Below are 26,092 nucleotides of genomic sequence, written 5' to 3'. Positions count from 1 at the left end.
AATAATTAAGCTTTCTCAAATGGTGGCACCCAGGCTTCACCGCAGTCCCAAGGACGTGGTTTTCCATGGAAACAGACAATTCGCGTCCCCGCAGGCACGGTGCCATCACCGGTGGCATGTTCATTCTTCTTCTTATGAATGACATGCTTTTTATAGCTAACGATCTGTCCGGGTAAAATGTCCTGCCAGATAGCGGCGTGTGGATAGATTTTGCTGATAAACTCCTGGTCGCCACCGCTCTGATAGCGCGTCATGAATAGCTCAGGATAGCGCTTAAACGCTTCCCAGACCTTGTACTTTTCCTCATGCGGAACGCGCATGATGGCGGAGTTTTTCGTTTTCTGAGGAAAGAAAAAATCACTCAGCATGGTCAGCTGTTTATTTGCCAGAATATCGCTAATATCGCCGACAACGACGACATCTAAATCGAGATAAAAAATATCTTCGGCAACCGAATCCGGATTAAACATCTCGATTTTTGACCACCAACCTGGCAAATCTTCAGTTAGTTTAATGGTGTTAACGCCAGGAATAGTTAAATCGGTAAAGCACACTTTCTCGATGTCTGCTGGCAATTGTTTGTATAACCACTGCACATGGCTTTGGTTATAATCACCGCCAGAGCGTAGTACGGTTGCTATCTTCATAAAACCTCAGTATCTTAATAATTCAGGCGTTAATTATTCATTAGACTGATGATATTACACCAGATTAACGCCGCACCTCTATCAGTAATGATTGTTTTATGTAAGATTTCTCTTGAAATTATAATATTCTGCTAAAGACATTCCGCGGACCTGCGGCGCAAGCCAGCTAAAGAACGCTTCCAGATCGGCATATAAACGTTCAATATCTTGTTCATTCTTAAAGGTCGGGCTACCGCCTGGCATATACTCCGATGAATGCAGCATATACTCAACATAATCATTACCCTGCGCCAGCGTCTGCTGAACTACTTTTTTCATGGTTTCGACGTTGCCGCCCATTGGACGCAGCCAGTGCACGGACGGCGAACGAACTTTACCGCGTAGTCTATCGTAGCCCTGCTTCACGCTATTCATCCACGCCGAGTGCTTATACTGAATGCTCATCGGCACTTCCAGCAGCGGGGAATGCCCTTCGCGGCTGATATCATTTTCATCGAGAAAATAAGCATGTTGCGGGAAGCGGCGATAATCCGTACCGCCATCGCCCTGCGGCGCGCCCTTAGCGGTTTTCCAGTTCACCCGCGGCGTCACCGAGCAATCCACCTGATAACCGTACTCCACCAGCAGGCGCGCGTAGCGCTCGTCAAACGCCCAGCGCCCGGCGCGATGGCTCACCATTTTGGTCTGGAAGGTATCTTCCAGTAGATGAGTCATATAGTCGACCTTTTCACGCATGGCGGCATCGCTGTACTCGATGAGATAAGGCTTATGACGCCAGTCATCCGCGGTCAGCGGCTCGGTTGGCGGGCTGTTCCAGGCGTGCAGATGCATACCGATTTCCGCGGTGCCGCGCGCAATCACATCTTTAGCAAATTCGATATAAAAAGGGTCGATGGCCATTTCATAATTGGTCAAATAGACCGGTTTGAAGCCATACTTTTCGCAAAGCTGCTGAAAACGCGGAAGATAGCGCGCATTCTCCGTGGTGATGCTGTCATGTTTTTGCCAGAGGTTATCACCCTCTGTATCAATCGTGATGAGAAATGCGGGATTGTGCACGAAAACGTCCTCAGGCCATACGTATCGGTCCATGGTAGAGCAATACAACGCTTCTCTCAATCTACGCGATCCCCTAGAATCGGAACCCTTATCCTGGATGAAGAACAGAGTATGACGCCTGAAACCCTCTCCCCCGGCCAGCAGAACCCGGCGCGGATCCTGGTCATTAAGCTGCGCCACCACGGCGACATGTTGCTGATCACCCCGCTTGTAAACGCGTTAAAACAGCAGTATCCCGCCGCTCGCGTCGATGTACTGCTGTATGCTGAGACCAGGGATATGCTGGCGGCAAACCCGGAGATTAACCAGATTTACGCGATCGATCGCAGCTGGAAAAAGCAGGGCAAGCGGCATCAGCTTAAGATGGAATGGCAGCTCATTCGCAGCCTGCGCCAGCAGCGCTACGACATGGTGCTCAACCTTGCCGATCAATGGCCCAGCGCGATCATTAGCAAATTAACCGGCGCGCCGACGCGCATCGGTTTCGATTTCCCTAAGCGCCGTCATCCGTTCTGGCGATACTGCCACACCGCGCTTGCTTCTACCCAGCAGCACAATCAGCTGCATACGGTGCAGCAAAACCTCTCTATTCTGGCGCCGCTGGGGCTTGAGATAAACGATGCGCCGGCGCGGATGGGCTACAGCGAATCTGACTGGGCCTACAGCCGCGCGCTGCTGCCGGATGGCTTCCAGGAAAATTACATCGTGATTCAGCCGACTTCGCGCTGGTTCTTTAAATGCTGGCGCGAAGAGCGCATGAGCGCGCTGATTAATGCGCTGTCAGCAGAAGGCTACGCGGTGGTGCTTACCTCTGGCCCTGACGCCAAAGAAAAGCAGATGGTAGAGAACATCATCAGCGGCTGCCCGCAGGCGCGACTGCACTCGTTAGCCGGCCAGTTGACGCTCCGCCAGCTGGCCGCGGTTATCGATCACGCCCGCCTGTTTATCGGCGTAGATTCGGTGCCGATGCATATGGCGGCAGCCCTGGGTACGCCGCTCGTCGCGTTATTTGGCCCATCAAAGCTGACCTTCTGGCGGCCGTGGCAGGCGAAAGGCGAGGTTATTTGGGCAGGCGACTTCGGCCCGCTGCCCGACCCTGACGACATCAACACCAACACCGAAGAACGCTATCTTGATTTAATCCCTACCGACGCGGTCATCGCGGCGGCGAAAAAGGTACTGGCATGAGTAAATTCCGGCTGGCTCTGGTACGGCAAAAGTATCGCCCTGACGGCGGCGCGGAGCGCTTTGTCTCCCGCGCGCTGGAAGCCCTCGACAGCAGTAATCTGGAACTGAACGTCATCACCCGCGAGTGGCAAGGGCCTGTCAAACCGGACTGGCATATTCACATCTGCAACCCGCGCAAATGGGGGCGCATCAGCCGGGAACGCGGTTTCGCCAACGCCGCGCGCGCGCTCTGGCAGAGTGAATCATTCGACCTGGTGCAAAGCCATGAGCGTATTCCGGGTTGCGATCTCTACCGCGCCGGCGACGGCGTCCATCGCCGCTGGCTGCTGCAGCGCTCGCGCATTTTACCGGCCTGGAAAAGCCGCCTGCTGTTCGCCGACCGCTACCACCGTTATGTGATGCAGGCGGAACGCGAGATGTATCAGGACGCGCACCTGCGCGGGGTGATTTGCAATGCGGAGATGATTAAGCAGGAAATCATTGAAGACTTCGGCCTGCCGGCTGACAAAATCCACGTCATCTACAACGCTATTGATAACCAGCGGTTTCTGCCGCCAGGCGAAGAAACCTTTGCCGCTTTACGCGCCAAATGGCAGCTACCGCTGCAGGCAAGCTGCCTGATTTATGTCGGTTCCGGATTTGAACGAAAAGGGCTGGATGCGGCAATCCGCGCCATCGCCCCCACCGACCGTTATCTGTTGGTGGTCGGCAAAGATAAAGAACAGAACCGCTATCAACAGCTAGCAAAATCGCTGAACTGCGAAGATCGCGTGCGCTTCTTCGGCATGCAGTCCGAAACGCTACCGTTCTATCAGATGGCCGATGGTCTACTGCTGCCAACGCTATACGACCCGTTCCCGAATGTGATCCTTGAGGCGATGGCCTGCGGTCTGCCGGTTATCACCACCACCGGCTGCGGCGGCGCGGAGTTCATCACCGAGGGCGATAACGGCTACGTTTGCGACGCGCTGGATATTGCCGCGTTACAGCAGGCTGTTATGGCGCTGCCCGCGCGCGCGCTGGGCTCCGCTGAAGGCGCACGCGCCCGCGAACGTATTATGGATTGCACTAGCGAGCGACTGTCGACGCAGCTGCTTTCCCTCTATCAGGATCTGGTGAAATAACGATGCGTATATTGTTTGTTATCGACGGTCTGCCGGGGGGCGGCGCGGAAAAAGTCGTGCTCACGCTGGCGGAACATTTTCTTAGCCAGGGCGAACAGGTATCGCTGTTTTCGCTGCGCGACGTCTGCGATTATCCGCTGCCGGAAGGGCTCGATTATCAGATTATCGCCGACCGCTGCCGCAAACCGTGGCGCAAGCTAACGGAACTCTCCCGCCGCGCGCGCCAGCTTGATCGCGCGATTGAACAAGCAGAACAGCATGGTCGCTTCGATCTGGTACTGTCAAATCTGCACAAAACCGATCGCATCGTCGCCCGCAGCCGGGCATTGCAGGGGCGAAACGTCTGGTTCTGTCTGCACGGCGTTTTCTCTACCTCTTATCTTGGCCATCGCAGCGGTTTTGACCGCTGGATGAAGCAGCAGAAAATCAAGCGTGTATACCAGGGACGCAACGTGGTGGCCGTTTCCGATGCGGTTGGAAAGGATTTAGTTGAGCAGTTCGCGCTTCGCCCGGCACAGCTTAAAACCATCTATAACCCGTTCGATATCGCCGCCATTCGCGCGGCGGCAGAGGCGCCGGCCGATATTCCTCAAGGGGACTATATTATCCACGTCGGCCGCTTCCATCCGGGTAAACGCCATGACCGGCTGATTGAAGCCTACGCCCAAAGCGGTATCGACGCGCCGCTGGTCCTGCTCGGTCAGGGAAAACCGGAGCAGGAACAGCGGCTTCGTCAACTGGCCCAGCAGTTGCAGGTCGGCGATCGGGTGCTGTTTAAAGGCTTTCAGCCCAACCCGCTGCCGTGGATTAAACATGCGAGAATGCTAACGCTCAGCTCCGACAGCGAAGGGTTTGGCAACGTCATTGTTGAAGCGCTACTACTGAATACGCCGGTTGCCAGCACCCGCTGTCCTGGCGGGGTCAGCGAGATCCTCAGCGGCGAGCTGTCCCGCGGTCTGGCCGATCTCAACAGTTCTGCGCTAGCCCAGACGATGCAAAGCATTTACCATAGCCCGCCGGCCATTGATTCCGCCGCGCTGGAAAAATTCAGCGTAGAGTCGATTTGCCAACAGTACCGTCAGCTGCGTAGCGCCTGACGTCGTTTTTTAACCAGGATCGAATGAGTTATGAGTCAAACGCCTTTATTGAGCATCGTGGCCGCCGTGTATAACGGTGAAAAATTCCTTGCGCAATTCTTTGAATGCCTCGAACAACAGCAGTTGGCAAGCTATGAGCTGATCCTGGTGAACGACGGTTCTACCGACGGTAGCCTGGCGGTTATCGACCAATGGAAAGACAGGCTGCAGAACGTGACCGTGCTGGAGCAGGAGAATCAGGGCGTCTCGGTAGCGCGTAATACCGGTATGGCGGCGGCAAGGGGTAAATACCTCGCCTTCCCGGATATTGACGATAAGTTCTATCCCGGCATGTACCGCACGCTGCTGGAAATGGCCGAGAAGGGCAATCTCGATGTCGCGACCTGTAATGGCCGCTATGTGTACGAAAGCCGCGACGATATCCACCCAATTTTCCCGCCGGAACGCCTGCAGTCCACAGGCGTCCTGCCGGGTTACGTCTGGCTAAAGCAGGCGCTCGACTCGCGTAAGTTCCTGCACGTCACCTGGCTGAACATCTATCGCCGTGATTTTATTAACCAGCACCATTTCCACTTTGAGCCGGGCCTGCGCCATCAGGATATTCCCTGGACGACGGAAGCATTGCTGGCCGCCGAACGCGTGCAGTACACCAGCGAGCAATTTTACGACTATTACATTCACTCGGAATCGGTGTCGCATAAGCCAGACAACGACGATACGCTGATGCGCTCAGCGCGCCATTATATGAAGATCCTCGAGATGCTCAGCGCCATCAACCAACGCTATCCGGACAAGGTACGGCACATTTCCGCCTGCCGCTGGCAGATAGCCAAAGAGGGGTTGGGGATTATTCATACCTTCGACTGCATGAAAGATGAGTCGAAAAAGCATATTATCATCAAAGAATTCTTCGAACGCGGCATCTGGCGCCTGATCTGGACTAACGCCTGCACGTTCCGTTTACGCTGGCGTCTGGGACGCCGCTATTTGCGCATTAAGCGCTATCTCAACGCCGCATAGGCCGAAATCCCTCGGTTTCCGCCAAAGAGATAGCTTTACGCGGGTTAAATGCTTAGAATTTGCCCGCAAAAAACCTAAAACGGATAAATAGTTTGGAATTGCTTTATACCACCCTACTCTACCTCATTCAGCCGCTGGTATGGCTGCGACTGCTGCTGCGCAGCCGTAAGGCGCCGGCCTACCGTAAACGCTGGGCTGAACGTTATGGCTTCTGTCAAAACAAGGTAGTGCCGGATGGCATTCTGCTGCACTCCGTTTCCGTCGGTGAAACGCTGGCGGCTATCCCGCTGGTGCGCGCGCTACGCCATCGTTATCCGTCACTGCCGATCACCGTCACGACCATGACGCCGACCGGTTCTGAACGCGCCATGTCCGCTTTTGGCAAAGATGTTCACCACGTCTATCTGCCGTATGACCTCCCCTGCGCCATGAACCGTTTCCTCAACAGCGTGCAGCCGAAACTGGTCATCGTGATGGAAACCGAGCTGTGGCCGAATATGGTCAGCGCGCTACATAAGCGTAAAATTCCGCTGGTGATCGCCAACGCGCGCCTGTCAGAACGTTCCGCGAAAGGCTATGCCAAACTCGGCGGCTTCATGCGCCGCCTGCTCAGCCGTATCACGCTTATCGCCGCGCAGAATGAAGAAGACGGCAACCGCTTCCTCGCGCTCGGCCTTAAACGTAACCAACTGGCGGTCACCGGCAGCTTGAAATTCGATATCTCCGTCACCCCTGAACTGGCGGCCCGCGCCGTTACCCTGCGTCGCCAGTGGGCGCCGCACCGTAAAGTGTGGATAGCCACCAGTACCCACGATGGCGAAGAACAAATCATCCTGCTGGCGCATAAAAAACTGCTGGAAACCTTCCCCGACCTGCTATTAATCCTCGTACCGCGCCATCCGGAACGCTTCGGCGACGCTCGCGATATGGTGCAAAAGGCCGGTATGAGCTTCACCATGCGCAGCACCGGTGAAATTCCGTCTAACAGCACCCAGGTGGTGATTGGCGATACCATGGGCGAACTGATGCTGCTCTACGGCATTGCCGACCTGGCATTCGTCGGCGGCAGCCTGGTAGAACGCGGCGGGCATAATCCGCTCGAACCCGCCGCCCATGCTATTCCGGTGCTGATGGGCCCGCACACCTTCAACTTTAAAGATATCTGCGCCAAGCTGCAGCAGGACGATGGCCTGATCACCGTCACGGACGCCGACTCGCTGGTCAGAGAGGTTTCTACCCTGCTGACCGACGAAGATTATCGACTGTGGTACGGCCGCCACGCGGTGGAAGTGCTGCATCAAAACCAGGGCGCGCTGTCGCGTCTGCTACAGTTACTGCAACCCTACCTGCCGCAGCGGAGCCACTAATGTCGACCCGACTCTCCGTCGTGATGATCGCCAAAAATGCCGCCGACCTGCTCGCCGATTGCCTGGCATCGGTAAGCTGGGCGGATGAAGTGGTGGTACTGGACTCCGGCAGTACCGACAATACCGTCGAACTGGCCCGTAGCCTCGGCGCCCAGGTCTATAGCAATACCGACTGGCAAGGCTACGGCATTCAGCGCCAGCGCGCGCAAGACTTCGCCACCCACGACTGGGTGCTGATGATTGATACCGACGAGCGCGTTACGCCGGAACTAAAAGAGGCTATCCTCAAGGTACTGGACGCGCCGCAGCGCGGCGTTATCTACAGTATCGCCCGGCGTAACTACTTCCTCGGACGCTTTATGCGCCACAGCGGCTGGTATCCCGATCGGGTGATGCGCCTGTACGAACGCGCGCGTTACCGCTATAACGATAATCTGGTGCATGAATCTTTGGATAGCCTTGGGGCCGAAGTGGTGCCGCTCAGCGGCGATCTGCTGCACCTGACCTGCCGCGATTTCTCCGGCTTCCAGCAGAAACAGCTCGCTTATGCCGCGGCCTGGGCGCTTGAGCGCCATCAGAAGGGCAAGAAGACCTCGATGGCGGGGATTTTCAGCCATACGCTGGGCGCCTTCGTCAAAACGCTGCTGCTGCGCGGCGGCGTGCTGGATGGAAAACAGGGTTGGCTGCTGGCGGTAGTCAATGCGCAATACACGTTTAATAAATACACCGAGCTGTGGGCACTCAGCCGCGGCTACTCGGAGAAAGTGTAATTATGGGCACAAAAGCGATCTATCCGGGCACCTTTGACCCTATCACCAACGGCCATATCGATATCGTCACCCGCGCGGCGGGTATGTTTGATAAGGTTTTGCTGGCCATCGCCGCCAGCCCGAGCAAAAAACCGATGTTCAGCCTCGATGAACGAATTGCGCTGGCGGAGCAGGCAACGGCGCATCTGGTCAACGTTGAGGTGATTGGCTTTAGCGATTTGATGGCCAATTTCGCCCGCGCGCAGCAGGCGAATATTTTAATCCGCGGCCTGCGGGCAGTGGCGGATTTCGAATATGAAATGCAGCTGGCGCACATGAACCGCCATCTGATGCCCACGCTGGAAAGCGTGTTCCTGATGCCGTGCAAAGAGTGGTCGTTTATCTCTTCATCGCTGGTTAAGGAAGTGGCGCGCCACCAGGGCGACGTCTCCCACTTCCTGCCGCCTAACGTACATCAGGCGTTGTTAAATAAGCTGAAGTAGGCATTTCCTGCCCCGCTCGCGCTGCACGTAGCGGGGCTACCAGCTTACCCGGCCTGGCATAATCCCCAACCCTCTCCACTACTTCTGACACTGGCGGCAATAAAAGGTCGCTCGCTGAGCGTGTTTGCTGGCGATAATCGGCGTACCGCAGATCCGGCACGGCTCGCCTTTGCGGCCATAAACCTGCAGCTCCTGGGCGAAATATCCCGGTTTGCCGTCGCTTTGCAGGAAATCCTTCAGCGTCGTTCCACCTTGCTCAATTGAGCGTAGCAGCACCAGCTTAATCATCTTCACTAACCACTCGCATTCTTGATGCGAGAGCGACGAGGCCAGCCGATCGGGATGGATCCCGGCGGAAAACAGCGATTCGCTGGCGTAGATATTCCCCACGCCCACCACCAGCTTGTTATCCATCAGCCAGGGTTTAATGGCGGTTTTCTTCTTCGCGCAACGCTGCTGGAGATAGTCGGCGTTGAATTCATCGCTTAGCGGTTCCGGGCCGAGATGCGCCAGCACCGGATGACCATCCAGCTCTTTGGTCCATAGCCAGGCGCCAAAGCGGCGGGGATCGGTATAGCGCAGCACTTTGCCGTTACTCAGCACCAGGTCGACGTGGTCGTGTTTTTCAGCCGGCTGCTCGTCACTGAGGATGCGCAGGCTACCGGACATGCCAAGATGAATAATGATCCAGCCGTGGCGCAGCTCCAGCAGCAGGTATTTGGCGCGTCGGCGCACGCTCAGCACCGGTTCGTCGCTCAGGCGGTAAATCTCTTCGGATACCGGCCAACGCAGACGCCCGTTGCGTACCACGGCATGCAGGATGTTAGCGCCTACCAGATGTGGCTCAATGCCGCGACGGCTGGTTTCGACTTCAGGTAATTCAGGCATTTTTTTCCTCTTAACCACACAGTTTCGGGTGACAGGGAGGCGACGGGAAGAGTGGCCGGGAGGCTTAACGAAGCAAGCGGCCAGGCTGTACGCATGCAGCCAACGCACCTGTAGCTCGAAGGATGAAGCATAAAACAAAAAACCCCGCCGGGGCGGGGTTTTAGTACAAGGAGACTAAAATTATTTGATTTTAGCTTCTTTGTAGATAACGTGCTGACGTACAACCGGATCGTACTTTTTCAGTTCCATTTTTTCCGGTTTGGTACGCTTGTTCTTCGTGGTGGTATAGAAGTGACCAGTACCAGCGGAAGAAACCAGCTTGATTTTCTCACGAATACCTTTAGCCATGATTTATTTCCTCTAAGTACTTAGTACTTTTCGCCACGGGCACGCAGTTCAGACAGAACTGTATCGATGCCTTTCTTATCGATTACACGCATACCTTTAGCAGATACGCGCAGGGTGACAAAACGCTTCTCGCTCTCAACCCAGAAACGGTGAGAGTGCAGGTTCGGCAGGAAACGGCGTTTAGTCGCGTTCAGTGCGTGGGAACGGTTGTTACCGGTCACCGGACGCTTGCCAGTAACTTGGCAGACTCGGGACATGTCTATTCTCCAAAAATCAAATTAGCTCGAGCTTCGTATGGGGTATTGGCGCCTCGTCAGGCTTTACAGCCCGGTCATCGCATAGTTCTATTGAACTCTCGATTGCCAGGCCCAAATGCCAAACCCGAGATTCTCAAAGGTGGCGTAGTATACGCTGACTCGGCGGTGTGCTCAAGTCCCGAACAGACAAAGATCCCGATAGATCGCATGATCGGGGCTAAATCCAGCCACGTTCGGCAAAAGAGACGTACGCGCCGCGGCCAATAATCAGATGATCAAGCACGCGTATCTCCATGAATCTACAACACTTAACCACCCTGTCGGTCATCAACTTATCCGACTTACTCGGTTCAGGACTACCTGAAGGATGATTATGGGCAAGGATCACCGCGGCGGCGTTCACTTTGATTGCTTCGCGTACAATTTCTCGCGGATGCACCTCTACGTGGCTAAGAGTACCAGAAAAAAGGCGGCTATGTTTCAATACCCGGTTCTGATTATCTAAAAAGATCGCCATAAAGATCTCCCGCTCTTCATCGGCGAGCTGGCTTTGTAAAAATTCTCGCGTCATGAGCGGCGTCACCAGCGACGGTTCTTCTCTCATCCGCAGGCTAAAATAGCGCCGCGCCAGCTCGGCAATACCTTTAAGTTGCGCATATTTTGCTATACCGATACCGTCGATATCTGCAAATTGTTCTATCTCAGCCGATAACAGCCCGTACAGCGAACCGAAGCGCTGTAGCAAGCTGTGTGAAAAAGCCAGCACATCCTGAGTACGTGTACCGGTACGCAGAAACAACGCCAGCAGCTCAACATCACTCAACGTTTCAATGCCGTCGCGCAGCATTTTTTCCCGCGGCATCAATGATTCCTGTATATCCATTACCCTGTCTCCTTATCCGTTCCTCGCCCATCCTGGCATACCCTTTCCGCGCTGCCGACCGGTGATTTCAGGGCCTGCGTAGCCGCTCGCAAAGTGAGTGCCCGGCATACGCACGATGCCACAGGGATTGTGATAAGATGCGCGGATTCTGGTGTATTTCAACAGGACAAAATCATGATGAGTCTGGCTGGTAAAAAAATCGTTCTTGGCGTGAGCGGCGGCATCGCCGCCTATAAAACGCCGGAACTGGTGCGCCGACTGCGAGAACGCGGCGCGGATGTTCGCGTCGCCATGACGGAAGCCGCCAAGGCCTTTATTACCCCGTTGAGCCTGCAGGCGGTTTCCGGTTATCCGGTCTCCGATAGCCTGCTGGATCCGGCCGCCGAAGCGGCAATGGGCCATATTGAACTGGGCAAGTGGGCCGATCTGGTTATCCTTGCCCCGGCAACCGCCGATTTAATCGCCCGCGTCGCCGCCGGTATGGCGAACGATCTGGTCTCCACGATTTGCCTGGCTACGCCCTCGCCGGTGGCCGTCGTCCCGGCGATGAACCAACAGATGTATCGCGCCGCCGCCACCCAAGATAATCTTGCCACTATTGCCGCACGCGGCCTGCTGGTATGGGGCCCGGATAGCGGCAGCCAGGCCTGCGGCGACGTCGGCCCGGGCCGCATGCTCGATCCGCTGACTATCATGGAAATGGCAGCGCAGCATTTCTCGCCTGTCAAAGATTTGCAACATCTCAACATCATGATTACCGCGGGCCCAACCCGCGAGCCGCTGGACCCAGTGCGCTACATCACCAACCATAGCTCCGGCAAAATGGGCTTCGCGATTGCCGCCGCCGCCGCACAACGCGGTGCGAACGTCACGCTGGTTAGCGGCCCGGTGTCGCTGCCGACGCCGCCGTTTGTGCAACGTATAGATGTGGGTACCGCGCTGGAAATGGAAGCTGCGGTGCAGAATGGCGTGCAACAGCAGCATATTTTCATCGGCTGTGCCGCCGTTGCCGACTACCGCGCAGCGATTGTCGCCGACGAAAAAATCAAAAAACAAGGTGATGAATTAACAATAAAAATGGTCAAAAATCCGGATATCGTCGCCGGGGTGGCCGCACTAAAAAATCACCGCCCGTACGTTGTTGGATTTGCCGCCGAAACGAATAATGTGGAAGAATACGCCCGGCAAAAACGTGCCCGCAAAAATCTCGACCTGATTTGCGCCAATGATGTTTCTCAGCCAAATCAAGGTTTTAATAGCGATAACAACGCATTACACCTTTTCTGGCAGGATGGGGATAAGCGCTTACCACTTGAGCGCAAGGAATTCCTGGGCCAATTATTACTCGACGAGATCGTTACCCGTTATGATGAAAAAAATCGACGTTAAGATTCTGGACCCGCGTGTTGGCAAGCAGTTCCCATTGCCGACTTATGCCACCTCCGGCTCGGCCGGACTTGACCTGCGCGCCTGTCTTGACGACGCCGTAGAGCTGGCACCGGGCGCAACTACTCTGTTGCCAACAGGCCTTGCGATTCATATCGCCGATCCGTCTCTGGCGGCGGTGATTCTGCCGCGTTCTGGCCTGGGCCATAAACATGGCGTGGTGCTGGGCAACCTGGTCGGCCTTATCGACTCCGACTACCAGGGGCAGCTGATGGTTTCCGTGTGGAACCGCGGCCAACAGAGCTTTACTATCGAACCAGGCGAGCGCATCGCGCAGATGGTCTTTGTGCCGGTGGTACAGGCGGAATTTAATCTGGTGGAAGAGTTTGACGCCACCGACCGCGGCGAAGGCGGCTTCGGCCACTCAGGGCGCAAATAAGCCCGGCTATACGGAACCCGCATCCCAAAGCGCATAATGCAATAACATCACCGCAAACTAAGGTTTGCGGTCGCTTTGTGGATGCCTGCCTGACAAGTGCTTATTTTCAGGGGTATTTTAAAACATGGCAGAAAAACAAACTGCGAAAAGGAATCGTCGCGAAGAAATACTTCAGTCTCTGGCGCTGATGCTTGAATCCAGCGATGGTAGCCAACGTATTACCACGGCGAAGCTGGCGGCCTCCGTCGGTGTTTCCGAAGCGGCGTTATACCGTCATTTTCCCAGTAAAACCCGCATGTTTGACAGCCTGATCGAGTTCATTGAAGACAGTCTGATTACGCGCATCAATTTGATTTTGAAAGATGAAAAGGACACCACGGCTCGTCTGCGCCTGATTGTTCTGCTGATTCTTGGGTTTGGCGAGCGTAATCCTGGGCTGACGCGTATCCTCACCGGCCACGCCTTAATGTTCGAACAGGACCGTCTGCAGGGCCGTATTAACCAGCTATTTGAACGCATCGAAGTTCAATTACGTCAGGTGATGCGTGAAAAGAAAATGCGTGAGGGAGAGGGCTACACCCTCGACGAGACGCTACTGGCAAGCCAGCTGCTGGCATTTTGCGAAGGCATGCTGTCGCGTTTTGTGCGTAGCGAGTTCAAGTACCGCCCAACGGATGATTTCGATGCCCGCTGGCCGCTGGTCGCGGCGCAACTGCAGTAAAGCTTTATATGCAGCCGCAAGGCTGCATGACTCATCATTCACATTCTCAGCGTGCTCTGGCTATACCGGCAGCCGCTGGCTGCCGGGCTCATCATCAGACGCCGTAGGCTTCGCGGTAAGCGCGTACCGATGCCAAATGCTCAGCCATCTCAGGCTTTTCTTCCAGATAGGCAATAAGATCTTTCAGAGTGACAATAGAAATCACTTTGCAGCCATAATCACGTTCCACTTCCTGAATCGCAGAGATCTCGCCGCGGCCGCGTTCCTGGCGATCAAGCGAAATGAGTACGCCAGCCAGCTCCGCGCCATTAGCCTGAATAATTTCCATTGATTCACGAATTGCGGTACCGGCGGTAATCACGTCGTCTACCAGCATCACGCGGCCCTGTAGCGGGCTACCGACCAGGTTGCCGCCTTCACCGTGGGTCTTCGCTTCTTTACGGTTGAAGCAGTACGGCAGGTCACGGTCATGATGCTCAGCCAGCGCGACGGCGGTGGTGGTGGCGATAGGGATACCTTTATAGGCCGGGCCGAACAGCAGGTCGAACTCGATCCCGGAATCCACCAGCGCCTCGGCGTAGAAACGGCCCAGCAGAGCCAGATCGCGCCCGGTATTAAACAGGCCGGCGTTGAAGAAATAAGGGCTCTTACGCCCGGATTTCAGCGTAAATTCGCCAAATTTAAGAACCTGCTTGCTAAGCGCAAACTCAATAAACTGGCGCTGATACGGCTTCATGGATTCGCTCCTTTTAGTACTGTCATCATTGTCGGACTACGCGCCCTATCCTTCGCAGGTGTCATGAGGGATAAAGCGCAAAAAAAAGGCGACTTCTCAGTCGCCTTAATCATTAATTTTCTAACGCCGCTTTCTGCGTCGCAATAATGGATTCGATTCCCCCTCGCGCTAACGCCAGGAGAGTGAGGAGCTCTTCATGGGTGAACGGCTCGCCTTCTGCCGTGCCCTGCACCTCAATGATGCGACCGTCTTCGGTCATGACCACATTCATATCGGTTTCCGCGGCGGAATCTTCCACGTACTCCAGATCGCAAATGGCTTCGCCATTAACGATACCCACGGAAACGGCAGCCACCATGCCCTTCATCGGGTTGGTTTTCAGTTTACCTGCGGCAACCAGCTTGTTCAGCGCATCGGCCAGCGCAACGCAGGCGCCGGTAATGGACGCGGTACGGGTACCGCCATCGGCCTGCAGCACATCGCAATCGAGCGTAATGGTGAACTCGCCCAGCGCTTTCAGATCCACCGCAGCGCGCAGCGCGCGAGCGATCAGACGCTGGATTTCCATAGTGCGGCCGCCCTGCTTGCCTTTTGCGGCTTCGCGAGCGTTACGGGTATGGGTGGAACGCGGCAGCATGCCATATTCGGCGGTGATCCAGCCCTGGCCCTGACCTTTCAGGAAGCGCGGCACGCCTTCGTCGATGGAGGCGGTGCACAGCACTTTGGTGTCGCCAAATTCGACCAGCACGGAGCCTTCAGCGTGTTTTGTATAGTTACGGGTCAGGGTTACTGGACGCACCTGATTAGCGCTACGGCCTGCTGGACGCATGATTACTCTCCGGCTTGAAACGAATGTGGCTGCGCATTATACACAAATTCGGCCAAGTTGCATCGCGACGACACGCGCCAGCCAATGTGGATAATGCGCGCTTATTCCTATCCTGAAAGGGCCTCGAAAGCTATAATCCTCCCCACTCTCCTTAAAAAACAGGAACGTCTATGATCCGCAGTATGACCGCCTATGCCCGGCGTGAAATCAAGGGTGACTGGGGTAGCGCCGCGTGGGAACTGCGCTCGGTAAACCAACGCTATCTGGAAACCTACTTCCGCCTGCCGGAACAGTTCCGGAGCCTGGAACCCGTGGTTCGCGAGCGCATCCGCTCTCGCCTGACTCGCGGCAAAATCGAATGTACCCTGCGTTTTGAGCAGGATCCCAGCGCCCAGGGTGAGCTGATTCTTAACGAAAACCTGGCCAAGCAGCTGGTTAACGCCGCTAACTGGGTAAAAATGCAGAGCGATGAAGGCGAAATCAACCCGGTTGATATCCTGCGCTGGCCTGGCGTGATGGCCGCTCAGGAGCAAGACCTTGATGCCATCGCCGCTGAAATCCTCAACGCCCTGAATGGCGCGCTGGATGATTTTATTGTCGCTCGCGAGACCGAAGGCCAGGCATTGAAAACGCTGATCGAACAGCGTCTGGAAGGCGTCAGCGCCGAAGTCAGCAAAGTCCGCGCCCATATGCCGGAAATCCTGCAGTGGCAGCGCGAGCGCCTGGTCGCCAAGCTTGAAGACGCCGAAGTGCAGCTGGAAAACAACCGCCTCGAGCAAGAGCTGGTGTTGATGGCGCAGCGTATTGACGTCGCCGAAGAGCTCGATCGCCTGGAAGCGCACGTTAAAGAGACCTACAACATTCTGAAGAAGAAAGAAGCCGTCGGTCGCCGCCTCGACTTCATGATGCAGGAATTCAACCGCGAGTCGAACACTCTGGCCTCCAAATCCATCAATGCCGAAGTGACCAATTCAGCGATTGAGCTGAAGGTGCTGATCGAGCAGATGCGCGAGCAGATCCAAAACATCGAGTAATCTCTTCCCCGGCTGGCCTGCCCCGCGGGCCAGCATTACTTTTTCTTATTCATTTTTGAAAAGCAAAAGCCAAACGCCCCACAGTGATTGACCATATCAATCATTCATCATTAGCTTTTTTCATGAAAATCAGCTCACTTTAGAAAAACTCAATCGTGATCTGCCGCACAAATCGCTACCCTTTGCCCATCATTGTGGGGGATTTATGCTGCTTCATGTTCTTTATCTGATTGGTATTACGGCGGAAGCGATGACCGGCGCCTTAGCGGCCGGGCGTCGCCGGATGGACACTTTTGGGGTAATTATTATCGCTACCGCCACCGCGCTCGGCGGGGGCTCCGTGCGGGACATCCTGCTCGGCCATTATCCGCTCGGTTGGGTGAAGCATCCGGAATACGTCATCATTGTGGCGGTTGCCGCCGTTCTCACTACCATCGCCGCGCCGGTGATGCCGCACCTGCGCCGCCTGTTCCTGGTGCTGGATGCCCTGGGCCTGATCGTGTTCTCGATTATCGGCGCGCAAATCGCGCTGGATATGGGCGAAGGGCCAATAATCGCGTCTATTGCCGCGGTGATCACTGGCGTCTTTGGCGGCGTGCTACGCGATATGTTCTGTAAGCGTATCCCGCTGGTGTTTCAGAAAGAACTGTACGCTGGTATCTCTTTTGCCGCCGCGGTGCTCTATATCGCATTACAGCACTACGTCAGCAGCCACGACGTAGTGGTCATCGCCACGCTGCTCTTCGGCTTTACCGCGCGTATGCTCGCCCTGCGCTGGAAGCTCGGCCTGCCGGTCTTCTACTACAAGCACGACGCTCATTAATTCCTCAGAAACCCGGGATACGTTGCCCGCTGAGCCACTGCGCCAGCGCGGCAATATCCGGGTTTTGCAAAAAGACGACCAGCTGCCGTGCCCTTTCCTGCCCCACTCCCGGTAATCGTCGCCACTGAGACTCATTGCGCTCCCGCAGCTGCCGCCAGTTTTCTGCCGCAACGCTTGCCTGCGCGGCCTGAGGTATCGGTACCCCCAGCGCCAACACCCAACGAATAAACGGCTGCTCACGGGTCAAATTGAACTGATGCCACAGACGCAGGCCGCGCTCGCCGCTAATTCCTGGCACGCTCTGTAGTTGTTCAGGCGTCCAAGCCAACCATGAGAAAAGATGTGTCATGTGGCGATCTTCCATTAATGTGCGCCAAAGCGCCTCTCCTGCGCCTGCAATATCCAGAACTGGCTTAGACGATAGCCAAACAAGGCGGGAGAGAAACTGCCCGGCGCACTCGGGCGTCGCAAAATAACAAGTTAAGGAATGAAAGCGAGGCGAAGGCGGTTGCGGCCCATCGCGTTGGCTGGCCCGCCAGACCACGCTATCCAGACGCGGGATCCCCTGTCCGGCCAGGCTTATTAACACCTGGTCTCCGGCGACGATGTCTAACTGCCGCCAGCGGGACACCGAACCAATATTGACCCGCCGCACCAGCTTGTCGTCCAGTTTTACCGGTTCGAGATGCGCCACAACGGCTATTTTACCGCTACGCCCGATGGCAAACTGGATAGTGGTCACTTCCGTCACCTGCGAAAACGGTAGATATTTCCAGGCCGCCACCCAGAACCCCTGTCCTGGAAGCCAACTGCCCCCGGCGGGTTCTTTTTCCGCACGGATCACAATGCCGTCGGTGACAAAGGGCAGCGGCGAGCTAAACCAGCGCTCCCGCCAGGCGGCAGCCTGCTGCCAATCTTTAACCGGATGGGAATAGCGCTGCGCCAGAGGAAACCCGCCAGCGGCAAGCAGCGCCAGACGAGAAGGCATCTGGGCCGGGCCATCGGGCCAGGCCCAGATAAACAGCCCCAGCGTTTTCAGCTCAGCCGACGACGCTTTGCGCATCAGTATCCCGGCCACTTTCGCCCGTGAATTCATACCGCCCGCCTGTTTTTGTATATGCCCCTCTTGCAGCTGAAAAATTTCTCCCTGTAATACACTGTTTGCCAGCGCTCCTGCGGTAGTTTGCGGTACGCCGGGGATCTGGCGCACTTTTGCCGTCCAGTCTTCCCCTGCCAGACCGTCACCGCGGCTAATCGCCCGTATTAACCTGCCGCCGCGATATACCAGCGTCACCGCTACACCGTCGACTTTTGGTTGTAGCCACAGGTCTGTTTTATCGCGCATCCAGCGCCCGACGCTCATGGCGTCAGGCAGCTTGCGCACGCCGGTATGCGCGATGGGGTGCTTGACTTCGCCGCGCGGCGGCGGCAGATCGTCTTCAGTCGGCGTCTCCTCACCGAAGCAGCGCCGCCACTGCGCCAACCGGGCCGAAAGCATGTCGTAGACTTCGTCGCTGACTCCGCTACTGCCCTGCTGCCAGTAGGCCGCTTTCCAGTCGGCAATCTGCAGGCTCAGGCGGTCTATCTCCTGCCCGGCTCGTTGCGAAGACCACGCCGGGCAGGCCGCCGTTGCCAGTGCCGCCGCCATCCATAACGCTGCCGCTATCAGCCATTTGCACATGCCTTTACCTCCTTGTTTTACCTTGCGGCATCGTGCGCTAAAGACCGAAGCCGCGGCGACAGGCAAATCATTACGCTGCGAGCGGCTTTCCAGGATTTACGCATCGTTGCTGCAACTGCTTAAGAAATCAGGAAAGCGGCAGGCAAAATGAAAGAAACAGCGGCAAAAAGTGTGACAATGACTGCGTCACGCAGCGGCGGCGTGTATAATAGGCTCGTATGTAGCATCTCTTTCGACAATCACATACAAAAGACACTCATGGCTCAAGGCACGCTTTATATTGTTTCCGCCCCTAGCGGCGCGGGTAAATCCAGCCTGATTCAGGCTTTATTGAAGACCCAACCGTTGTACGACTCCCAGGTTTCTGTGTCGCATACCACGCGCAATCCGCGCCCGGGTGAAGTTCACGGTGAACACTATTTCTTTGTGGATCACGATAAATTCAGGTCGATGATTAGCGAAGACGCTTTCCTTGAGCACGCTGAGGTTTTTGGCAATTATTACGGCACCTCTCGTGAAGCTATCGAGCAGGTTCTGGCGACTGGCGTCGATGTTTTCCTCGATATCGACTGGCAGGGCGCCCAGCAAATTCGTAATAAAATGCCCGGCGCGCGCAGTATCTTTATTCTGCCGCCGTCAAAAGACGAGCTTGACCGCCGCCTGCGCGGCCGCGGTCAGGACAGCGAAGAAGTCATCGCAAAACGTATGGCGCAGGCAGTTGCAGAAATGAGCCATTACGCGGAATATGATTACCTTATTGTGAATGATGATTTTGATACCGCTTTAGGCGATCTGAAAAACATTATCCGCGCTGAACGTCTGCGCATGAGCCGCCAAAAGCAGCGACATGGCGCTTTAATCACCAAACTATTGGCAGACTGAACCCACATTCAGTATCATGCCCAGTCATTTCTTCACCTGTGGAGCATTTTAAGTATGGCACGCGTAACTGTTCAGGACGCTGTAGAGAAAATTGGTAACCGTTTTGACCTGGTACTGGTCGCCGCGCGTCGCGCTCGTCAGATGCAGGTAGGCGGAAAGGATCCGCTGGTACCGGAAGAAAACGATAAAACCACCGTTATCGCACTGCGCGAAATCGAAGAAGGTCTGATCAACAACCAGATCCTCGATGTACGTGAGCGCCAGGAACAGCAAGAGCAGGAAGCCGCTGAATTACAAGCCGTTACCGCGATTGCTGAAGGTCGTCGTTAATCACACAGCGGGTCGCCCTTGTATCTGTTTGAAAGCCTGAATCAGCTGATTCAAAACTACCTGCCGGAAGAGCAAATCAAGCGCCTTCGGCAGGCGTATCTCGTTGCACGTGACGCTCACGAGGGTCAGACACGTTCAAGCGGTGAACCCTATATCACGCACCCGGTAGCGGTGGCCTGCATTCTGGCCGAGATGAAACTCGACTACGAAACGCTGATGGCCGCGCTGCTGCATGATGTGATTGAAGATACCCCTGCCACCTACCAGGACATGGAACAGCTTTTTGGTAAAAGCGTCGCCGAACTGGTAGAGGGGGTGTCGAAACTTGATAAGCTCAAGTTCCGCGATAAGAAAGAGGCGCAAGCCGAAAACTTCCGCAAAATGATCATGGCGATGGTGCAGGATATCCGCGTCATCCTCATCAAGCTTGCCGACCGCACCCACAACATGCGCACCCTGGGCTCACTACGCCCGGATAAACGCCGCCGCATCGCCCGCGAAACGCTGGAAATTTATAGCCCTCTGGCGCACCGTTTAGGTATCCATCACATCAAAACCGAGCTCGAAGAGCTGGGCTTTGAAGCGCTGTACCCTAACCGCTACCGCGTCATTAAAGAAGTGGTCAAAGCAGCGCGCGGCAACCGAAAAGAGATGATTCAGAAGATCCTCTCTGAGATCGAAGGGCGTTTACAGGAAGCGGGGATCCCCTGCCGCGTTAGCGGTCGCGAAAAGCATCTGTACTCCATTTATTGCAAAATGGTGCTCAAAGAGCAGCGTTTTCACTCGATCATGGACATCTACGCCTTCCGCGTTATCGTTCACGATCCCGATATCTGCTATCGCGTGCTGGGCCAAATGCACAGCCTCTACAAGCCGCGTCCAGGTCGTTTCAAAGATTACATCGCCATTCCAAAAGCGAACGGCTATCAATCTTTGCACACCTCGATGATTGGCCCCCACGGCGTCCCGGTCGAGGTGCAAATCCGTACCGAAGATATGGACCAGATGGCGGAGATGGGGGTAGCGGCGCACTGGGCTTATAAAGAGCACGGCGGCGAAAGCAGCACGACCGCGCAAATCCGCGCCCAGCGCTGGATGCAAAGCCTGCTGGAACTGCAGCAGAGCGCCGGTAGTTCGTTTGAATTTATCGAGAGCGTTAAATCCGATCTGTTCCCGGATGAGATTTACGTTTTCACCCCGGAAGGGCGCATTGTCGAACTGCCTGCCGGTGCCACGCCGGTGGACTTCGCCTACGCGGTGCATACCGATATCGGCCATGCCTGCGTCGGCGCGCGCGTCGACCGCCAGCCCTATCCGCTGTCGCAGCCGCTCTCCAGCGGTCAGACTGTCGAAATCATTACCGCGCCGGGCGCACGCCCGAATGCCGCATGGCTGAACTTTGTCGTTAGCTCGAAAGCGCGCGCCAAAATCCGCCAACTGCTGAAGAACCTTAAGCGCGACGATTCGGTCAGCCTTGGCCGCCGATTGCTCAACCACGCGTTAGGCGGCAGCCGCAAGCTGGCAGAGATCCCGCAGGAGAACATCCAGCGCGAACTTGACCGCATGAAGCTGGCCACGCTTGACGATCTGCTGGCGGAAATCGGTCTCGGTAACGCAATGAGCGTCGTGGTAGCTAAAAATCTGCAGCAGGGCGAAGCCTCTGCCGCACCGGTGCCGGCCAACGCGTCGAATCACGGCCATCTGCCGATCAAGGGCGCCGATGGCGTGCTGATTACTTTCGCCAAGTGCTGTCGTCCGATTCCAGGCGATCCGATCATCGCCCACGTCAGCCCAGGCAAAGGGTTGGTTATCCACCATGAATCCTGCCGTAACATCCGCGGCTACCAGAAAGAGCCTGAGAAGTTTATGGCGGTCGAATGGGATAAAGAAACTGCGCAGGAATTTATCGCCGAAATTAAGGTGGATATGTTCAACCACCAGGGCGCGCTGGCTAACCTGACGGCCGCAATCAACACCGCGTCTTCCAATATTCAGAGCCTGAATACGGAAGAAAAAGATGGCCGCGTTTACAGCGCCTTTATCCGCCTGACCGCGCGCGACCGCGTGCATCTGGCGAATATCATGCGCAAAATTCGCGTCATGCCGGACGTGATTAAAGTCACTCGTAACCGAAATTAGCTTTTACAAAAATCGAATCCCCAGGAAGGTACTGAAGTACGTGACTGGGGTGAGTGAGTGCAGCTAACGCCGAGGCAGTTCGAAGGATTAAGTAGAATGAATTCACAGCGTTATGCGCGTATCTGCGAGATGCTCGCCAGGCGTCAGCCTGATCTGACGGTCTGCATGGAGCAGGTCCATAAACCCCATAACGTCTCTGCGGTCATCCGCACCGCAGACGCCATCGGCGTACATGAAGTACACGCCATCTGGCCTGGCAGCCGCATGCGCACCATGGCCTCTGCCGCCGCCGGCAGCAATAGCTGGGTGCAGGTAAAAACGCACCGCACGATCGGCGATGCCGTCAGCCACTTAAAAGGCCGGGGCATGCAAATCCTCGCGACGCACCTTTCCGACAAAGCCATCGATTTTCGCGAAATCGACTATACGCGCCCGACCTGCATCCTGATGGGCCAGGAGAAAACCGGCATCACCCAAGAAGCACTGGCGCTGGCAGACCAGGACATCATTATCCCTATGGTCGGTATGGTGCAGTCGCTGAACGTCTCCGTCGCCTCCGCGCTGATCCTTTACGAAGCGCAGCGTCAGCGGCAGAACGCTGGAATGTACAAACGCGCTAATAGCATGCTGCCGCCTGAAGAGCAGCAGCGGCTGCTATTTGAAGGCGGTTACCCGGTGCTGGCGCGCGTCGCCAAACAAAAAGGTCTGCCTTATCCCCACGTCAACGAGCAGGGCGAAGTAGAAGCCGATGCCTCGTGGTGGGCAACGATGCAGGCGGCGAGGTAAATCCGATGTCAGGCCGCCTGTTAGATGCCGTCCCGCTCAACTCGCTGACCGGCGTTGGCGCCGCACAGAGCAGCAAACTGGCGAAAATCGGTCTGCATACGGTTCAGGACCTGCTACTTCATCTGCCACTGCGCTATGAAGACCGGACTCACTTGTACCAAATCGGCGAACTGCTGCCGGGCGTCTACGCAACCGTAGAGGGGGAAGTGCTCAACAGCAATATCACCTTCGGCGGCCGCCGGATGATGACCTGTCAGATAAGTGACGGTTCCGGCATCCTGACCATGCGTTTTTTCAACTTCAACGCGGCGATGAAAAACAGCCTGGCGACCGGTCGTCGCGTGCTAGCCTACGGCGAAGCTAAACGCGGCAAGTTTGGCGCCGAGATGATCCACCCGGAATATCGCGTGCAGGGCGATATGAGTACCCCGGAGCTGCAGGAAACCCTGACTCCGGTCTACCCGACCACTGAAGGCATTAAGCAGGCGACGCTGCGCAAACTCACCGATCAGGCGCTTGAGCTGCTGGACACCTGCGCGATTAGCGAACTGCTGCCGCCGGAGCTGGCGCAGGGGATGATGAGCCTGCCGGAGGCGCTGCGTACGCTGCATCGCCCGCCGCCGTCGCTACAGCTCAGCGAGCTGGAGAGCGGTAAACATCCGGCACAGCAGCGTCTTATCCTGGAAGAGTTGTTAGCGCATAATCTCAGCATGCTGGCGCTCCGCGCCGGCGCCCAGCGCTATCATGCTCTGCCGCTCAGCGCCAACGACACGCTGAAAACCCAGCTTCTGGCTTCCCTGCCCTTTAAACCAACGGGCGCGCAGGCGCGCGTCACCGCTGAGATCGAGCGCGATATGGCGCTGGACGTGCCGATGATGCGCCTGGTGCAGGGCGACGTCGGATCCGGCAAAACGCTGGTCGCCGCGCTGGCCGCCCTGCGCGCTATCGCCCATGGCAAACAGGTGGCGCTGATGGCGCCGACCGAACTGCTCGCCGAGCAGCACGCCAATAATTTCCGCAGCTGGTTCGCGCCGCTGGGCATTGAAGTCGGCTGGCTGGCGGGCAAGCAGAAAGGCAAAGCGCGCCAGGCGCAGCAGGAGGCCATCGCCAACGGCGAAGTGCAGATGATTGTCGGCACCCACGCCATTTTCCAGGAGCAGGTGCAGTTTAACGGCCTGGCGCTAGTGATTATCGACGAACAGCACCGTTTTGGCGTTCATCAACGCCTGGCGCTGTGGGAAAAGGGCCAGCAGCAGGGCTTCCACCCGCATCAGCTGATCATGACCGCTACGCCGATTCCACGCACCCTGGCGATGACCGCCTATGCCGATCTCGATACCTCGGTTATCGACGAGCTGCCGCCGGGCCGTACCCCGGTAACGACCGTCGCTATCCCGGATACCCGCCGCAGCGACATTATCGACCGCGTGCGCAACGCCTGCACCCAGGAAGGTCGTCAGGCCTATTGGGTCTGTACGCTGATTGAAGAGTCCGATCTGCTGGAAGCCCAGGCGGCGGAAGCCACCTGGGAAGAGCTCAAACTGGCGCTGCCGGAACTTAATATCGGCCTCGTCCACGGGCGGATGAAACCAGCGGAAAAGCAGGCAGTGATGCAGGCCTTCAAGCAGGGCGAGATGCACCTGCTGGTCGCCACCACGGTGATTGAAGTCGGCGTTGACGTCCCTAACTCAAGCCTGATGATTATCGAAAACCCGGAGCGTCTGGGTCTGGCGCAGCTGCACCAGCTACGCGGGCGCGTCGGGCGCGGCGCCGTCGCCTCCCACTGCGTGCTACTCTATAAATCGCCGCTCTCCAAAACGGCGCAGAAGCGCCTGCAGGTGCTGCGCGACAGCAACGACGGTTTCGTCATCGCCCAGAAAGACCTTGAAATCCGCGGCCCCGGCGAGCTTCTCGGCACCCGCCAGACCGGCAACGCCGAATTTAAAGTAGCGGACTTGCTGCGCGATCAGGCCATGATCCCCGAGGTTCAGCGCATTGCTCGCCATATTCACGAACGCTATCCGCTGCAGGCACAGGCGCTGATTGAGCGCTGGATGCCGGAAACCGAACGCTATTCCAACGCGTAGCGCGTCCTTCTTGCCGCGCTACGGGCAACTTTTCTACACAATGAGTGGATTATGAAACGAGAACTGGCCATCGAATTTTCGCGTGTCACCGAAGCCGCCGCGCTGGCGGGCTATAAATGGCTGGGCCGCGGCGATAAAAATACCGCCGACGGCGCAGCGGTTAACGCCATGCGCATTATGCTTAACCTCGTCAATATCGACGGCACCATCGTCATCGGCGAGGGTGAAATCGATGAAGCGCCGATGCTCTATATCGGCGAAAAAGTGGGTACCGGCAAAGGCGACGCGGTAGATATCGCCGTCGATCCGATTGAAGGTACCCGCATGACGGCCATGGGCCAGGCCAACGCGCTGGCGGTGATGGCGGTTGGCGATAAAGGCTGCTTCCTCAACGCGCCGGATATGTATATGGAAAAGCTGATTGTCGGCCCCGGCGCTAAAGGCGCCATCGATCTCAATCTGCCGCTGGAAGAGAACCTGCGCAACATCGCCCGCGCGTTGAATAAACCGCTCGACGAGCTGACCGTCACCGTGCTGGCAAAACCCCGCCACGACGCGGTCATTGCGCAACTGCAGCAGTTGGGCGTGCGCGTGTTCGCGATCCCCGATGGCGACGTGGCGGCCTCTATCCTGACCTGTATGCCGGATAGCGAAGTCGACGTGCTGTACGGCATCGGCGGCGCGCCGGAAGGTGTGGTTTCGGCGGCAGTGATCCGCGCGCTTGACGGCGATATGCAGGGCCGCCTGCTGGCTCGTCACCACGTGAAGGGCGATAGCGAAGAGAACCGCCGTATCGGTGAAAACGAACTGGCGCGCTGCAAAACCATGGGTATCGAAGCGGGTAAAGTGCTGCGTCTTGATGAGATGGCGCGCAGTGATAACGTCATCTTCTCCGCCACCGGGATTACCAAAGGCGATCTGCTGGACGGCATCACCCGCAAGGGCAACATGGCGACCACCGAAACGCTGCTAATCCGCGGTAAATCGCGGACTATCCGCCGTATTCAGTCGATTCATTACCTCGACCGAAAAGACCCGGACGTCCAGCAATACATCCTGTAAAACATTTGATCAATCGAGCTTTCCAGC

General features: G+C 56.5%; 27 protein-coding genes. 18 read left to right on the top strand and 9 right to left on the bottom strand.

What is annotated here, in order from left to right; translation table 11 throughout:
* Nucleotides 1-5: 5 nt before the first annotated feature.
* Nucleotides 6-647, bottom strand: coding sequence for a hypothetical protein (locus tag PGR79_RS12725; RefSeq protein ID WP_045386549.1), 642 nt, complete (start codon nt 645-647; stop codon nt 6-8).
* A gap of 96 nt (nt 648-743) precedes the next feature.
* Nucleotides 744-1,706: a polysaccharide deacetylase family protein gene (locus tag PGR79_RS12720; RefSeq protein ID WP_045390617.1), complete on the bottom strand. Its 963-nt coding sequence runs from the start codon at nt 1,704-1,706 to the stop codon at nt 744-746.
* 111 nt (nt 1,707-1,817) lie between these two features.
* Between PGR79_RS12720 and rfaQ the strand changes: the two genes are divergently transcribed.
* The 7 genes from rfaQ (at nt 1,818) to coaD (ending at nt 8,754) form a co-directional block, all read left to right on the top strand.
* Nucleotides 1,818-2,894 carry a putative lipopolysaccharide heptosyltransferase III gene (gene rfaQ / locus PGR79_RS12715; protein ID WP_087858935.1) on the top strand — a complete coding sequence of 359 codons (1,077 nt, stop codon included), beginning with the start codon at nt 1,818-1,820 and terminating at the stop codon, nt 2,892-2,894.
* Nucleotides 2,891-4,018: a glycosyltransferase family 4 protein gene (locus PGR79_RS12710; RefSeq protein WP_113374045.1), complete on the top strand. Its 1,128-nt coding sequence runs from the start codon at nt 2,891-2,893 to the stop codon at nt 4,016-4,018. The genes rfaQ and PGR79_RS12710 overlap by 4 nt, the downstream gene beginning before the upstream one ends.
* A gap of 2 nt (nt 4,019-4,020) precedes the next feature.
* Nucleotides 4,021-5,115 carry a glycosyltransferase gene (locus tag PGR79_RS12705; RefSeq protein ID WP_113374046.1) on the top strand — a complete coding sequence of 365 codons (1,095 nt, stop codon included), beginning with the start codon at nt 4,021-4,023 and terminating at the stop codon, nt 5,113-5,115.
* 30 nt (nt 5,116-5,145) lie between these two features.
* Nucleotides 5,146-6,135, top strand: a complete 990-nt coding sequence (locus tag PGR79_RS12700; protein ID WP_087858932.1) for a glycosyltransferase — start codon at nt 5,146-5,148, stop codon at nt 6,133-6,135.
* A 92-nt stretch (nt 6,136-6,227) separates the two neighbouring features.
* The gene (gene waaA / locus PGR79_RS12695) at nt 6,228-7,502 is read left to right on the top strand and encodes a lipid IV(A) 3-deoxy-D-manno-octulosonic acid transferase (protein WP_113374047.1); all 1,275 of its coding nucleotides are present in this window, start codon (nt 6,228-6,230) and stop codon (nt 7,500-7,502) included.
* The gene (locus PGR79_RS12690) at nt 7,502-8,272 is read left to right on the top strand and encodes a glycosyltransferase family 2 protein (RefSeq protein WP_087858930.1); all 771 of its coding nucleotides are present in this window, start codon (nt 7,502-7,504) and stop codon (nt 8,270-8,272) included. Before waaA ends, PGR79_RS12690 begins: the two co-directional genes overlap by 1 nt.
* Nucleotides 8,273-8,274: 2 nt before the next feature.
* Entirely contained in the window at nt 8,275-8,754 is a 480-nt protein-coding gene (coaD, locus tag PGR79_RS12685; protein ID WP_015703808.1) for a pantetheine-phosphate adenylyltransferase, read from the top strand.
* A 78-nt stretch (nt 8,755-8,832) separates the two neighbouring features.
* Here coaD and mutM read toward each other — a convergent pair whose 3' ends face one another.
* The 4 genes from mutM to radC all read right to left on the bottom strand — a co-directional run bounded on the left by mutM (nt 8,833) and on the right by radC (nt 11,130).
* Nucleotides 8,833-9,642: a bifunctional DNA-formamidopyrimidine glycosylase/DNA-(apurinic or apyrimidinic site) lyase gene (gene mutM / locus PGR79_RS12680; RefSeq protein ID WP_113374048.1), complete on the bottom strand. Its 810-nt coding sequence runs from the start codon at nt 9,640-9,642 to the stop codon at nt 8,833-8,835.
* A gap of 180 nt (nt 9,643-9,822) precedes the next feature.
* Nucleotides 9,823-9,990 (bottom strand): 50S ribosomal protein L33, encoded by a 168-nt coding sequence (gene rpmG / locus PGR79_RS12675; RefSeq protein WP_002922510.1) that lies wholly within the window; start codon nt 9,988-9,990, stop codon nt 9,823-9,825.
* 20 nt (nt 9,991-10,010) lie between these two features.
* Nucleotides 10,011-10,247 carry a 50S ribosomal protein L28 gene (gene rpmB, locus PGR79_RS12670; RefSeq protein WP_002436699.1) on the bottom strand — a complete coding sequence of 79 codons (237 nt, stop codon included), beginning with the start codon at nt 10,245-10,247 and terminating at the stop codon, nt 10,011-10,013.
* Between the two features lie 217 nt (nt 10,248-10,464).
* Nucleotides 10,465-11,130, bottom strand: a complete 666-nt coding sequence (gene radC / locus PGR79_RS12665) for a RadC family protein (RefSeq protein ID WP_045390599.1) — start codon at nt 11,128-11,130, stop codon at nt 10,465-10,467.
* Between the two features lie 177 nt (nt 11,131-11,307).
* Between radC and coaBC the strand changes: the two genes are divergently transcribed.
* The 3 genes from coaBC (at nt 11,308) to slmA (ending at nt 13,676) form a co-directional block, all read left to right on the top strand.
* A complete protein-coding gene (gene coaBC, locus PGR79_RS12660; RefSeq protein WP_113374111.1) occupies nt 11,308-12,519 on the top strand; it encodes a bifunctional phosphopantothenoylcysteine decarboxylase/phosphopantothenate--cysteine ligase CoaBC in 1,212 nt (403 codons plus the stop codon).
* Nucleotides 12,497-12,955 (top strand): dUTP diphosphatase, encoded by a 459-nt coding sequence (dut, locus tag PGR79_RS12655; RefSeq protein WP_020077682.1) that lies wholly within the window; start codon nt 12,497-12,499, stop codon nt 12,953-12,955. Before coaBC ends, dut begins: the two co-directional genes overlap by 23 nt.
* Before the next feature lie 124 nt (nt 12,956-13,079).
* Nucleotides 13,080-13,676, top strand: a complete 597-nt coding sequence (slmA, locus tag PGR79_RS12650) for a nucleoid occlusion factor SlmA (protein WP_015369151.1) — start codon at nt 13,080-13,082, stop codon at nt 13,674-13,676.
* A 94-nt stretch (nt 13,677-13,770) separates the two neighbouring features.
* Here the strand turns inward: slmA and pyrE are convergent, their stop codons facing one another.
* On the bottom strand, nt 13,771-14,412 hold the full coding sequence (gene pyrE / locus PGR79_RS12645; RefSeq protein WP_015703811.1) for an orotate phosphoribosyltransferase: 642 nt from the start codon (nt 14,410-14,412) through the stop codon (nt 13,771-13,773).
* Nucleotides 14,413-14,524: 112 nt separating this feature from the next.
* Nucleotides 14,525-15,241, bottom strand: coding sequence for a ribonuclease PH (gene rph, locus PGR79_RS12640; protein WP_015369149.1), 717 nt, complete (start codon nt 15,239-15,241; stop codon nt 14,525-14,527).
* Nucleotides 15,242-15,411: 170 nt separating this feature from the next.
* On the opposite strand from rph, the gene PGR79_RS12635 reads away from it, so the two are divergent.
* A complete protein-coding gene (locus PGR79_RS12635; RefSeq protein ID WP_045390591.1) occupies nt 15,412-16,275 on the top strand; it encodes a YicC/YloC family endoribonuclease in 864 nt (287 codons plus the stop codon).
* A gap of 205 nt (nt 16,276-16,480) precedes the next feature.
* Nucleotides 16,481-17,098 (top strand): trimeric intracellular cation channel family protein, encoded by a 618-nt coding sequence (locus PGR79_RS12630; protein WP_015703812.1) that lies wholly within the window; start codon nt 16,481-16,483, stop codon nt 17,096-17,098.
* A 4-nt stretch (nt 17,099-17,102) separates the two neighbouring features.
* Here the strand turns inward: PGR79_RS12630 and ligB are convergent, their stop codons facing one another.
* Entirely contained in the window at nt 17,103-18,779 is a 1,677-nt protein-coding gene (ligB, locus tag PGR79_RS12625; protein WP_113374049.1) for an NAD-dependent DNA ligase LigB, read from the bottom strand.
* 258 nt (nt 18,780-19,037) lie between these two features.
* On the opposite strand from ligB, the gene gmk reads away from it, so the two are divergent.
* From gmk to glpX, 6 genes are all read left to right on the top strand, one after another.
* Complete coding sequence (gene gmk, locus PGR79_RS12620) at nt 19,038-19,661, top strand: guanylate kinase (protein WP_015369144.1); 624 nt, start codon at nt 19,038-19,040, stop codon at nt 19,659-19,661.
* Nucleotides 19,662-19,715: 54 nt separating this feature from the next.
* Entirely contained in the window at nt 19,716-19,991 is a 276-nt protein-coding gene (rpoZ, locus tag PGR79_RS12615; RefSeq protein WP_000135058.1) for a DNA-directed RNA polymerase subunit omega, read from the top strand.
* Nucleotides 19,992-20,009: 18 nt separating this feature from the next.
* The gene (gene spoT / locus PGR79_RS12610) at nt 20,010-22,130 is read left to right on the top strand and encodes a bifunctional GTP diphosphokinase/guanosine-3',5'-bis pyrophosphate 3'-pyrophosphohydrolase (protein WP_087858926.1); all 2,121 of its coding nucleotides are present in this window, start codon (nt 20,010-20,012) and stop codon (nt 22,128-22,130) included.
* 96 nt (nt 22,131-22,226) lie between these two features.
* Nucleotides 22,227-22,916 carry a tRNA (guanosine(18)-2'-O)-methyltransferase TrmH gene (trmH, locus tag PGR79_RS12605; RefSeq protein ID WP_101705052.1) on the top strand — a complete coding sequence of 230 codons (690 nt, stop codon included), beginning with the start codon at nt 22,227-22,229 and terminating at the stop codon, nt 22,914-22,916.
* A 5-nt stretch (nt 22,917-22,921) separates the two neighbouring features.
* Complete coding sequence (gene recG, locus PGR79_RS12600; protein WP_087858925.1) at nt 22,922-25,003, top strand: ATP-dependent DNA helicase RecG; 2,082 nt, start codon at nt 22,922-22,924, stop codon at nt 25,001-25,003.
* A gap of 51 nt (nt 25,004-25,054) precedes the next feature.
* On the top strand, nt 25,055-26,065 hold the full coding sequence (glpX, locus tag PGR79_RS12595) for a class II fructose-bisphosphatase (protein WP_113374050.1): 1,011 nt from the start codon (nt 25,055-25,057) through the stop codon (nt 26,063-26,065).
* The last annotated feature ends 27 nt before the right edge of the window (nt 26,066-26,092 follow it).

Source organism: Klebsiella sp. 141161, assembly GCF_050600815.1.
Taxonomy (GTDB): Bacteria; Pseudomonadota; Gammaproteobacteria; order Enterobacterales; family Enterobacteriaceae; genus Klebsiella; species Klebsiella aerogenes.
The sequence above is the reverse complement of the archived record's forward strand: the minus strand, read 5'-3'. Positions and strand labels throughout refer to the sequence as shown.